This window comes from Paenibacillus sp. FSL W8-0919 (genome assembly GCF_038003785.1).
Lineage (GTDB): Bacteria > Bacillota > Bacilli > Paenibacillales > Paenibacillaceae > Paenibacillus_AQ > Paenibacillus_AQ lactis.
This window is the reverse complement of record NZ_JBBOPV010000001.1, coordinates 6,576,095-6,588,361: the sequence shown is the minus strand read 5'-3', so window position 1 is coordinate 6,588,361 and position 12,267 is coordinate 6,576,095. Positions and strand designations below refer to the sequence as shown.

The window sequence follows — 12,267 nt, the reverse complement described above, 5'->3', positions numbered from 1 at the left end:
CTCCCTTCGGAGGAAGGGAGCTTTTTTCGTTTCCAAATGGGAACGCATTGCCTTATAATAGCGTTTACATGGTAAAGGTTTGTATTCGAAAGGGTGATTCCTGTGCGCTCACGTTTATCGATCAAGAAACGGCTATGCATTGTTCTAGCAGCAGCGACCTGTCTCTCGCTGGTCTCGCTGCCGGTTCAACCAGTGAAGGAGGCCGTTCCCACGGCATATGCGGATGGTCCGGGGAGCTTGAAGCCCGGAAAAGTCACGCTTCGGCAGAAGGCAGTCTTTTATGAAAATGCTCCGTCCCGAAGCAGAAGTCTGCGCAATCACAACGCCGCCTATTACGGCCTACCGGGCCAGACGTTCCGCGTTAGCGATGTCAAGGGAGAAATGGCTTTCATTGAATCGGATGAGCTGGGTAATTTGTGGCTCCCGGCATGGTATTTGTCCAAGGAAGCCGGGCAGGTCCGGAATATCGATCCGCTCTCGCTAAAGCTTCCGGACAGCAGCAGCATCTACGTGGCTCCGGGCAGCTCGGTCCGCTGGCCAGCCTCGCAAGCGGGCAGCATGCCGCTCATTGCCGTATCGAAGTGGCAGGATTGGTACGGGGTGCTGATTAGTCCGGATCCATGGAAGAAGGAGCGCACCATCTATCGTCCCGCGGTCATGTGGGTTAAGGCCAAGGATGTGAAGTCCAAGGAGAAGCTCCCTGCCGGGCTGCTGGAGCCTTCATCGGAGCTGCCGATCGAAGCTGTGCGGAATTTGACGGATTACCTGGTGGATGAAGGTGACAGCAAGTCCTATGTTAAGCAGCTGCTTGGCGAGCCGAAGGTAAAGGAGCAGCGCTCGGGCCGGCCGCCGGTGATCGGCGAGACCTGGAGATATGAGGCACGGGAGGCGTTGTTTACGGCGACCTTCTCCCCGGCCGGGAAGCTGACCACCTGGGAATGGACCTTCCCGAACGCCGCAGCATTTGAGGGGAACTATTATGCGGGCAGCCATGATCCATTCAGCTATCGGTTCTCGGCCATGCCGCTGCTGCGGACCATTGAAGCTGGGCCAGTCTGGAGAAATCAGGGTAACCTGAATTTCACCTTCCTTCTGGAAGCCAGCCGGAACGTCCTGCTCATCAAGGGGGATGACGGCGGATTCAGCGGGATGCATGACAACTCCTCCCTGTACGCGATTGACCGGAGCACGGGGAAGAAGCTGTGGCAGCAGGATGCCGGTTTCGGCTGGTATACGGCTGTCCCGGATCGGAAGCGGGAACATGTCACCATGTATTCAGCCTATAATCCAGAGAAAAAGGCGTACGAGTCCAGAGTGCGGCATATCCGGTTAACGGACGGGCGCATTTTGTGGGAAAGAAAGCATAAAGCGGAGTTCGGGCTTACGATGACCGCTGCCTCGGGCACGATCCTTTTGTTAGAAGGGCTGGACTTGAATGCCAAGAAAAGCATGCTCAGTGTCGTGGATCAGCAGAACGGCAAGCTTCGCTGGAAAAAAACGTTGTCCGGCGAGTATCGGCTGCTGAATCAGGGCCCGGAAGATCCGTATGTGCTTATTGAGCAAAGCGGCAAGCTGACGGCGTACGAGCCGATGACCGGGAAGATCGCCTGGACGTACAAATCAGGTAAAAAGGTGATGGATGATCCGGCATGGGATCCTTACTTCACCGGCGGATACCGATATGAGCCGTTGTCGCCTCCCGGCACGACCTCCCGATGGATGCTGCTCGGAGACAAATGGACCCTGCTCAATACGGAGAGCGGCAAGCGGGAGGGCAGCTATCCCGCGAATGAGATGGAGCGGATCGAGGTGCTGGATGAGCGCTATCTTCTGGTGCAGCGGGCGCTTGACGGGAATTATTTCACAGGGGCTAAATCATATGAGACCGTGCTGTACGATGCGGTTAATCAGCGGGAGCTGTGGACGGTGAAGGGCAGGGCCGCCCGCGGTATTATGGAGGGGGATGTCATTTATCTGACGCTGAACGGGATCCCGGCGGCCGTCGAGAAAGAGACCGGGGAGACGATCTGGAAGATGAAGACCTCTTTAAAGAGCAATGAAGATGTTACGCAGCTTGTCGGCAGCAGCTTCGGCATCCTGGACCGGTATTTGCTTATTAGCTTTGGCGGCGACCTAATCGTCCTGGACAAAGGGAACGGCAGGATCCTTGGCAGGTTAGGCGACATCCCCACCGGCAACGTCGATCTGCGCGAGCAGGCGGCAAGAAGCGGCGCACTGAATATTGCCGATGGCGAAGTCTATATCGGTACCGTCAACGGGGCGTTCGTCCGTTATGATGCGGAGGAGTTGAAGGAACGGCTGGATGAGCGGGGGGCGGAGATGGACGCTGCTGGGGGGCAATTGGACCATACTCGATAGGAGAGCGATAAACGGGAATTGCGGAATCCGCAAATGAGGTTGATGTAAGCTCCTCTAAAATACGGCGGTAAATCCCGCAAATGATCAGTAGGCTCTTCCAAATGAGTGAAGCCGGAAGAGCCTCCGTTATCGTAAGTGGCGGCAAGTAAGTTAAACTTAAGAGATAAGGAATGGTCCCCGTAGTCCGGGTAGAGGCTATGGGGACGATTTATATATCCACGTTTTTAGATAAAACAATCATCTGATTTTTAACGACATATTGCTGATACATGTAGGGTAGGACACTAGACTCCCGAGCCACCAATTCCAGCGTTGGTTGTTTCAATCCACGCACCCATGTAGGGTGCGACGCTGCGCTGCCATCGTTAATGGTGCGCTACCGTTCTATTTCAATCCACGCACCCATGTAGGGTGCGACGGAGACGCAGAACCGTTTTATGCTTCCGCCAATAATAATTTCAATCCACGCACCCATGTAGGGTGCGACCCCCCGCTAAATCTTCTGTCACTACACCCCCGTCGAAATATTTCAATCCACGCACCCATGTAGGGTGCGACCTTATTTATGATTTTTTTTATCACAAAGGTTCCATTTCAATCCACGCACCCATGTAGGGTGCGACGAATCTAAAACAATCTTTATGGATACGGCTCAAGATTTCAATCCACGCACCCATGTAGGGTGCGACGAGGTCCAAGCCCATTTTTACAGCCGTTTCGTTGAGATTTCAATCCACGCACCCATGTAGGGTGCGACCTTTGCTTCAACCCAAAGGTCGATTGTGTCTTGATCTATTTCAATCCACGCACCCATGTAGGGTGCGACTGCTCGTTCGTTGGTTGCCGCCGAAGAGGAAATCATTTCAATCCACGCACCCATGTAGGGTGCGACAGTCTCAATGGATCCCCAAGCAGTTACCAGAGCCTTTATTTCAATCCACGCACCCATGTAGGGTGCGACTGAGCCAGAAACGCGGACAGACAACCCTGACAAGATTTCAATCCACGCACCCATGTAGGGTGCGACAAAAACGATGGCACAAGCGACCACATTTGATGCATTTCAATCCACGCACCCATGTAGGGTGCGACGATGAATGATCATGACGGGCAATGCCAGCGTCAATTTCAATCCACGCACCCATGTAGGGTGCGACGAACATTACTCGTAACAATCAAGACCCTTTTAGTATTTCAATCCACGCACCCATGTAGGGTGCGACAGGAAAGAGAGGTTTTCATGTTGTGGATCATGCGGAATTTCAATCCACGCACCCATGTAGGGTGCGACTAGGCCAAGCCTAATGCTTTTCTTACGTCTACGAATTTCAATCCACGCACCCATGTAGGGTGCGACACTTAATGCGGTAGTCCTCGTCAAATTGGCGTTTATTTCAATCCACGCACCCATGTAGGGTGCGACGTCCAACGCCAAACACGCACACAAATATTCCAAAGACATTTCAATCCACGCACCCATGTAGGGTGCGACACACTTTGCCGGAAGAACCAAAAGTCTCAGTGAGATTTCAATCCACGCACCCATGTAGGGTGCGACACAAGTTCCGGGAACCCTTTAACCACAAGGGTTTAGATTTCAATCCACGCACCCATGTAGGGTGCGACCGTGAAATAACAGTAATCAATCCATTTTAGGTATGAATGTAAAGTGCTCTCGGCCACATTTATCGAAAAAAGGCAGAGGTTCATACTTGACTTTTTGTCAGGATGAAACAACTCTCGATTATTCGACAAATTCTGAGGTGCGAAGGGCCCGGGGATTTCATGCGAGCTTCACATTCGCACTTGAATTTCTAACCAAGCAGCCTGATTTAAAATTACTTGATTACTTTCCAGTTGCCAAGCTTTTATTTCACTGCGACTATTTCGATCGGTCCTCTCTCTTCTATTTTGTCGTAATAAAATCGCTTTTTTTATTTTTTTGAATTATTGGTAGGAAATTGTCAGTTGGTGGCGAATGAGTATTATAGGTCTTCAATCTCTGGTAGGGATCGTTTGTAGGTGTTAAGTCTTGGGTCTTGGGGGTGTGTAATGACTTATATTGCTCATATTCGTCAGTCAGACGGAAAAATTCAAACGGTCGATGAGCATTTACGTGAAGTGAAAGAACTTAGTGAACGGCATGGCGCTAAGATAGGTGCTGCCCATCTGGCTGGATTGGCGGGACTTTTGCATGATATGGGCAAGTATACTACAGAATTTAAAAATTATATTGAGGAAGCGGTAGCCCACCCGGAGGCTCCCCCTCGAAAAGGTTCTGTTGACCATTCCACGGCCGGTGGCCGTCTAGTCTATGAACGTTATCATAGAACGGCGTCAACCGCAATCGATAAATTTGCCGCAGAATGGATTGCCAACTGCGTAATATCACATCACCAAGGACTTAGAGATTTTGTGGAACCAAACGCATCTTCCCCGTTTCTGGAGCGAGTTGAGAAGAAAGCATTGAATGAGTATGAACAGGCGAAGCAACGATTTTTCGAGGCTGTGGCGGAAGAAGAGATAGATGCTTGTTTTGAAGGTGCCAAGAAAGAATTGGCCAGATATTTATCTAAAATTAAAGAGCGTAAGCTTCTACCGATTGCCGCCTCGCTCTTGCTGAAGTACATATTCAGCTGCTTAATTGACGCGGATCGGACGAATACGCGCAGATTTGATGAGAATGAGGAGCCGGAAGAACCCTTGAACAGGCAGGCTTTTTTTGCTCGAAGCTATAAATCCTTGTTATGCAAGCTTCAAGTGCTTGAGCAGGGGATGGATTCGGATCATCCGATCAATCGGCTAAGACGAGAGATGTCACAGCGGTGTGATGAGTTCGCAGAGCGAGCTTCAGGGATCTATACGCTCTCCATTCCGACAGGCGGTGGGAAAACGCTGGCAAGCCTGCGTTATGCGCTCAAGCATGCCCGTATCCATGGCAAGGACCGCATCATTTATGTTGTTCCGTACACAACCATTATTGAGCAGAACGCTGCGGAGATTCGGGAGATTTTGCAGGAGGATGAATGGATATTGGAGCATCACTCGAATGTGATTGAGCACGAGGACGATCTGGAAACAGAGGATTATGATGTCCACAGGAAAAAGATCAGGAATGCTCGGGATTCGTGGGACAGTCCGATTATATTCACAACGATGGTGCAGTTCTTGAATACGTTTTATGCCAAAGGGACACGCAACGTAAGAAGATTGCATCGGCTCTCGAATGCAGTGATCATCTTCGATGAGGTGCAGTCCGTACCAGTCAATTGCATCTCGATTTTCAATGCCGCACTCAATTTTCTGAATATATTGGGCCGATCCAGCCTGCTGCTCTGTACGGCCACTCAGCCTGCGCTTGATTTCGTAAAGCATAAACTGCATATTTCCAAGGAGGCCGAGATCATAGAGGATCTGGAACAAGTGGCTGACAATTTTAAACGCGTCGAGCTTGTTTCGGCAGTAACGCCTTTAGGATGGGGAGCCGAAGAACTCACCGACTTTGTTAGGTCACGATTGGATGAGATCAGGAGCGTGCTCGTCATTCTGAATACCAAAACCGCTGTCCGGAAGCTGTATGACCAACTCAGTCAATCGGAGTGGATGAAGGAGCGGGGGGTGAAGCTGTTTCATCTCAGCACCAACATGTGTGCCGCACACCGTAAGGAAGTGTTGTCGAAGGTGATCGATTCTCTTGAAGCTCAGGAACCCGTCATTTGTGTCAGCACACAGCTTATCGAAGCCGGCGTTAATATCAGCTTTGATTGTGTTATTCGATCATTGGCCGGACTGGATTCAATCGCACAAGCAGCAGGTCGTTGTAATCGTCACGGGAAAGCCCCCATCCGCAAAGTGTACATCATCAAATCTGCCGATGAGAAACTCACGAGTCTGCCGGAGATCCGCATTGGGGCAGAGAAAACGGAACGGGTACTGCGTGATTTCGAACAGAACCCCGCCCGATTTGGCTCCGACCTGCTGTCTCCTGCCGCGATGAAGACTTATTTCAGTTATTACTACAAGCATGTTCAGGGCGAAATGGATTTTCCCATTTTAAGGCTTGGGAGGAACATGTTTGATTTGCTCAGCGCCAATAAGGCTTATGTAGATAACTATAAATATAAACATGGCAAGCACTTGGAGTCGGTAAACCGCGCTTCGTTTGCGACGGCAGAGCTGTATTTCGAAGCCATTAGCAACACGGCGACATCCGTTGTGGTTCCTTATAACGAGGAGGCGGAGAGCCTGATTGCTGCCCTTAACGGGAAAGTGGATGCCGGGGAGCTAGGCAGTCTGTTTCGTCGGCTGCAGCCGTATATCGTTAATGTTTATGATCAAGATCTGAAGAAACTGGATAATATCGGGTATGTTCAACACTTGCTTCAGGGGCATGTTCTGACGTTATTAAAACCGGCTTACTCTGATGAATTCGGGGTGGATGCCGAGGGGGAGGGAGCATGGGACGAGGCTATCTTATAAAAAAGATGAAAACCCGCTAATAATGAGCGGGCTCTCAAATAATTCTTTATAATTTTCAATCCACGCTTTGCAGCGACAAATAACAAATAGAGTTTAGCATAAGCGCATCATTTTTGTATAATTCGATTTTAGAGAAATGGAAAAATTTCCATTGTATTATATTGGATGCTGGTTTAATGTATGTATAAATAATTCTATATAAGAAAGGAGGATTAAAATGCGCAATCAAATCGAATTCGAAGTTTTCGGCAACTATGCGCTCTTTACGGACCCGCTTACCAAGCTGGGAGGAGAAAAATTCTCTTATCAGCTACCAACCTACGAAGCGATAAAGGGGATTGTTGAAAGCGTTTACTGGAAACCCACCATAATCTGGTATATAGATGAGATTCGCGTGATGAACCCAATCCAGACGGAATCCAAGGGAATGCGTCCTATCGAATATAGCGGGGGCAACACCCTGGCCTATTATACTTACCTTAAAGATGTCCGCTACCAGGTGAAAGCCCATTTTGAGTTTAATCCACATCGCGAAGATCTGGCCTATGATCGTAACGAATTCAAGCATCATAACATAGCGAAACGCTCTGTTAAAGCGGGAGGACGCCGGGATATTTTTCTGGGATCACGCGAATGTCAGGGATATGTTGAACCTTGCTCGTTCGGTGAGGGAATAGGAGCCTATGATGAAGTTCCTGAAATCGATTTTGGCACTATGGTGCACGGCATCAGTTATCCGGATGAGACGGGACGAGCAGAGCGGGAGACACGTTTATGGAGAGCGAAAATGGAATACGGGATTATCCGGTTTATCCGCCCTGAAGAGTGCACCATGGTCCGAAAGACGGGCAAAGCCCCTATCAAGGCGTTCGCTTCCGGCAATATGCAATCCGTGGACAGTCTGTATGATGAAATGTTTCCGGATGGAGGGATGTAAATGAGCTGGTTGACGAATTTGAACAAGACATATGAACAACACGAAAACTTAATCGGACGATTTGAGAAAAAGAAAAACGGCCGGGAGTACGCACTGATACCTGTATCGCATACAACGCAAACGGCGCATATCGAAGTCGTTCTGGACGGAAATGGAAACTATCTCTCGGCAAAAGTGGTGGATAAGGAAGACAGCAGCACGATAATCCCTTGTACGGAAGCATCCGCAAGCCGGACGAGTGCTCCGGTTCCGTACCCGCTTTTTGACAAACTTGTGTACGTGGCTGGCGATTATGAACGTTATTGCGACAAGCCTAAGGGTACTCCCTATGAAGATTATCTTAGCCAGCTACAGTCCTGGTGCGAGTCTCCATATAAGCATCCGAGGGTGGAGAGTGTGTACAGGTACATTGCCAAAGGAACTTTGCTGACCGATCTGATCCGGGACAAGATCCTTTGGACGGACGAGGCCGGAGAGCTGCTTTCCAGTTGGCCTCCCTCGCCGGATCAACAAAATGCGGAGAAGCCGGATATCTTTAAAGTGATCGCTTCGGATCAGAGCTCGGCGTTTGTTCGTTTCTCCGTAGATATCCCCGGGGAACCGGAATCCAGGTTATGGCGGGATCCTTCTGTTCAGGAGGCTTTTATCGGGTTCTATGAGACAAGCCTGAAGGAACTGGATTTATGCTATGTGAGTGGTGAAATGCGGCCGTATGCGGAGAAGCACGCTTCCCGGATTCGGAATTCCGGTGATAAATCCAAGCTGATCTCGGCTAACGATTCCAGCGGATTCACTTATCGGGGGCGTTTCCGCACCAGCCGCGATGTCGCCACGGTCAGCTATGATGTGTCGCAAAAAGCGCACAACGCCCTCAAGTGGCTGATTGAACGGCAGGGCATTCAGGTGGATGGAAGGGTGTTTCTGGTCTGGGGGACAGAGCAATTGGACTTGCCGGATCCCCTTGAAGGTACATTCAGCCTGTATCGGGATGAAGATGAAGAAGCTGGCGGAGGGGACAGCACTCTTAAGGAATACGCTGAACAATTCCGACGAGCGATCAAAGGCTACAGGTTTGATGGCGACTACAAATCTAATGCCATCATCATGGTACTGGATGCTGCCACGCCTGGGCGGATGTCTATCGTTTACTACCGGGATCTGAACAAGGAGAAGTATTTGGAACGGCTGCAGGCGTGGCATGAAACTTGTTATTGGCAACACAGAAATGGAAGAGATCAGAATAACATGCCTCGCACTTACATAGGAGCTCCGGCAACAAGGGATATCGCCTTTGCGGCCTATGGGCCGAGGGCAAATGATAAACTGATCAAAGGCCTGATGGAACGAATGCTGCCTTGCATCGTGGACGGCCGGAAGATTCCGCTCGATATCGTCCGCAGCGCTGTTATCCGGGCTTCCAATCCGGTCGGTATGGAGGACTGGGAATGGGAGAAGACGCTGAGCGTTGCGTGCGCTCTGGTAAATAAAACTTTTGAGAAGGAGGGCTTTGACGTGAGCTTGAATACCGAGACGTCGGACCGCAGCTATTTGTTCGGGCGAATGTTGGCAATTGCGGATGTACTGGAGAGAAGAGCGCTAGGCAAGGACGAGAAACGCGCTACCAATGCTATCCGGTATATGAATGCTTTTGCGCAGAGACCGGGCTGTACCTGGACCATCATTCAGTCAAATCTTCAGCCTTATCAGGCAAGAATGGGAACCGAAGCCGGATACTTAAATCGGTTGCTGGATGAAGTGGGAGCGAAATTAAGCCTGGAGGACTTTACGGATAAACCGCTGAGCGGGTTATATTTGCTGGGCTTTTACAGCCAGCGCAATGATCTTTACACAAGCAAGAAAGTCAAAGAGGCCGAGGCGAATGCCGAGGAATCCTCCGAAAATAACGATCAGGGAGAGATTTAAATGAGCATACTTGACCATAAAATCGATTTTGCCGTCGTATTGTCCGTCCACAATGCCAACCCTAACGGTGATCCGTTAAATGGTAATCGCCCTCGTCAAAACTATGACGGACATGGTGAAATTTCCGATGTCTGCATTAAACGGAAGATCCGCAACCGCCTGCAGGACATGGGAGAGCCCATACTGGTGCAGTCTGATGAGCGGCGCGGTGATGCTTACCGCAGCATCAAAGAACGTGTAGACGCGAATGCTGAAGTGTCCGAGTTCGCAAAGGGCAAGAAGCAGAATAACGACATGTACGCTGAGGCGGCATGCAAAGCTTGGATGGATGTTCGCAGCTTTGGACAAGTGTTCGCTTTTAGCGGAACGGATGTGTCGGTCGGCATTCGCGGACCGGTATCCATCCATACGGCAGTGAGTGTAGATCCCATCGATATTACCAGCATGCAGATAACAAAGAGCGTGAATGCGGTCACGCCGAAAGACCCGAACAAGAAAAGCTCGGATACGATGGGTATGAAGCATCGAGTGGATTTTGGCGTTTATGTGTTCTACGGAAGCATCAATACACAGCTAGCCGAGAAGACAGGCTTTACGAGGGAGGATGCAGAGAAGATTCGGGAAGCGCTGCGGACGTTGTTTGAAAACGACACCTCATCCGCCCGTCCTGACGGCAGTATGGAAGTTCACCATTTGTACTGGTGGGAGCATTCCTCCAAACTCGGGCAATATTCCTCGGCCAAGGTGCATCGCTCACTAAAAGTGCAGCGTAAGGAAGGCGTGAGTGATGCAAAGTCTTTTGCCGATTATGACTGTATTGTTGAGCCGCTTGAGGGTTTAAGAGTTCAAGAGTATGCAGGGATATAGCGAAGATGATTATTTGATGCTTTCAGGCATTCAGCATTTCCGTTTTTGCAAACGACAGTGGGCCTTGATCCATATTGAGCAGCAGTGGGAAGAAAATGTGAAGACGGTGGAAGGGGCCTACCTGCATAGGAAAGCCGATCAACCGATGATTCGGGAGAAGAGAGGGGAGAGACTCGTTGTCCGGGCCCTCCCTGTTCAATCCCGGGAGCTTGGTGTAACCGGAATTTGTGATGTGGTGGAGTTCGTACTCGATCCGTCTGGCGTCCCGATTGCCGGGGAAGAAGGACTATATTTGCCTGTTCCGGTAGAATACAAGCGGGGGAGACCGAAGCGTAACGATTCCGACCATTCTCAGCTTGTCGCGCAAATACTATGCCTGGAGGAAATGCTGTGCTGTGAAATCTCAAAAGGATATTTGTTTTACGAGGAGATCAAACGTCGGGAAGAGGTCATCGTGGCGGATCAAGATCGAGAACGGGTGAGAGAAACATTTCGGGAGATGCGAATGTATTTCGAAAGAAACCATACGCCCAAGGTCAAAGCAGGGCCGCACTGTCAAAGCTGCTCCTTAAATCAGATCTGTCTGCCGGAAATGCTCAGTAAGAAGTCCGTATCCCGATTTATCGAAAGCAGGTTGAATGAGTGAAAAAGCTGCTGAATACGTTGTTTGTAACACTGCCGGACACCTATTTATCTTTGGACGGGGAGAATATTGTGGTCAAGCAGGAGGATGCAGTTCTGGCCAGATATCCTCTACATAATTTGGAGGCGGTTTGCACGTTCGGTTACGCTGGAGTAAGTCCTGGCTTAATGGGAGCCTGTGCGACACGTAATATTGCGCTGACCTTTATGACGAGGAGCGGACGTTTCCTAGCTAGAGTAATAGGGGAAAGCCGCGGCAACGTGGTGCTAAGGAAGGAGCAGTATCGAATTTCGGATGACGAGCATCGAAGTGCCTTTGTTGCCAAAAACATGATTCTTGGCAAAATCTATAACCATAAGTGGATTGTGGAACGCTCTACTCGTGATTATGCTCTTCGCATCGACGTGGAGCGGATGAAGAAGGTTTCCGCTTCGCTAACGGAAACGATGAAGCAGGTACGGAGTACAGAGGACCTGGACAGCTTGAGAGGTTTGGAAGGTGCGGCAGCGGTTCAATATTACTCTGTGTTTGATGATCTGATTCTGCAGCAGAAGGAGGACTTCTTCTTTCATGGCCGCAATAAACGTCCACCGCTCGATAACGTCAATGCTCTATTATCTTTTGCCTATACCTTATTAGCCCATGATATGAGCTCCGCACTCGAAGCAGTTGGTCTGGATGCATATGTTGGTTTTCTTCACAGGGATCGTCCCGGACGGGCTTCTTTAGCTCTGGATATGATGGAAGAGCTTCGAGGCGTGTATGCTGACCGTTTTGTCATCTCGTTGATTAACAAGAAGCTGATCAATGAGAAGGGATTCTACCGTAAAGAGAACGGTGCAGTCTTAATGGATGACGATACCCGAAAAAAAGTGCTAAAGTTCTGGCAGGAGAGGAAGCAGGATAAGATCCTGCACCCATATTTAAACGAAAAAATCTCCTGGGGCCTGGTTCCTTATGCACAGGCGTTGCTATTGGCAAGGCATATTCGTGGAGATCTTGATGAGTATCCTCCATTTTTGTGGAAGTAGGTGGTCCC

7 protein-coding genes and 1 CRISPR repeat array are annotated in these 12,267 nt (G+C 49.9%); all 7 genes read left to right on the top strand.

Features of this window, described 5'->3' with window-relative positions:
- The first annotated feature begins 102 nt into the window (after nucleotides 1–102).
- The 7 genes from NST44_RS29790 (at nucleotide 103) to cas1c (ending at nucleotide 12,259) form a co-directional block, all read left to right on the top strand.
- The gene (locus NST44_RS29790; RefSeq protein WP_007131591.1) at nucleotides 103–2,379 is read left to right on the top strand and encodes an outer membrane protein assembly factor BamB family protein; all 2,277 of its coding nucleotides are present in this window, start codon (nucleotides 103–105) and stop codon (nucleotides 2,377–2,379) included.
- Nucleotides 2,380–2,697: 318 nt separating this feature from the next.
- A CRISPR array of direct repeats spans nucleotides 2,698–4,005; the repeat unit is 32 nt; unit sequence ATTTCAATCCACGCACCCATGTAGGGTGCGAC.
- A 426-nt stretch (nucleotides 4,006–4,431) separates the two neighbouring features.
- Nucleotides 4,432–6,858 carry a CRISPR-associated helicase/endonuclease Cas3 gene (locus NST44_RS29785; protein WP_007131592.1) on the top strand — a complete coding sequence of 809 codons (2,427 nt, stop codon included), beginning with the start codon at nucleotides 4,432–4,434 and terminating at the stop codon, nucleotides 6,856–6,858.
- Nucleotides 6,859–7,075: 217 nt separating this feature from the next.
- Nucleotides 7,076–7,795: a type I-C CRISPR-associated protein Cas5c gene (gene cas5c, locus NST44_RS29780; protein ID WP_007131593.1), complete on the top strand. Its 720-nt coding sequence runs from the start codon at nucleotides 7,076–7,078 to the stop codon at nucleotides 7,793–7,795.
- Nucleotides 7,796–9,718 (top strand): type I-C CRISPR-associated protein Cas8c/Csd1, encoded by a 1,923-nt coding sequence (cas8c, locus tag NST44_RS29775; protein WP_007131594.1) that lies wholly within the window; start codon nucleotides 7,796–7,798, stop codon nucleotides 9,716–9,718.
- The gene (gene cas7c / locus NST44_RS29770; protein ID WP_007131595.1) at nucleotides 9,719–10,585 is read left to right on the top strand and encodes a type I-C CRISPR-associated protein Cas7/Csd2; all 867 of its coding nucleotides are present in this window, start codon (nucleotides 9,719–9,721) and stop codon (nucleotides 10,583–10,585) included. It abuts the gene before it with no gap.
- Nucleotides 10,572–11,231, top strand: coding sequence for a CRISPR-associated protein Cas4 (gene cas4 / locus NST44_RS29765; protein ID WP_007131596.1), 660 nt, complete (start codon nucleotides 10,572–10,574; stop codon nucleotides 11,229–11,231). Before cas7c ends, cas4 begins: the two co-directional genes overlap by 14 nt.
- Nucleotides 11,228–12,259 (top strand): type I-C CRISPR-associated endonuclease Cas1c, encoded by a 1,032-nt coding sequence (cas1c, locus tag NST44_RS29760; protein ID WP_007131597.1) that lies wholly within the window; start codon nucleotides 11,228–11,230, stop codon nucleotides 12,257–12,259. The genes cas4 and cas1c overlap by 4 nt, the downstream gene beginning before the upstream one ends.
- The last annotated feature ends 8 nt before the right edge of the window (nucleotides 12,260–12,267 follow it).

Coding starts and splice junctions, on each gene's coding strand:
- cas7c (WP_007131595.1), top strand. CDS start 9,719: ATGAGCATACTTGACCATAAAATCGATTTTGCCGTCGTATTGTCCGTC.
- cas5c (WP_007131593.1), top strand. CDS start 7,076: ATGCGCAATCAAATCGAATTCGAAGTTTTCGGCAACTATGCGCTCTTT.
- NST44_RS29785 (WP_007131592.1), top strand. CDS start 4,432: ATGACTTATATTGCTCATATTCGTCAGTCAGACGGAAAAATTCAAACG.
- cas4 (WP_007131596.1), top strand. CDS start 10,572: ATGCAGGGATATAGCGAAGATGATTATTTGATGCTTTCAGGCATTCAG.
- cas8c (WP_007131594.1), top strand. CDS start 7,796: ATGAGCTGGTTGACGAATTTGAACAAGACATATGAACAACACGAAAAC.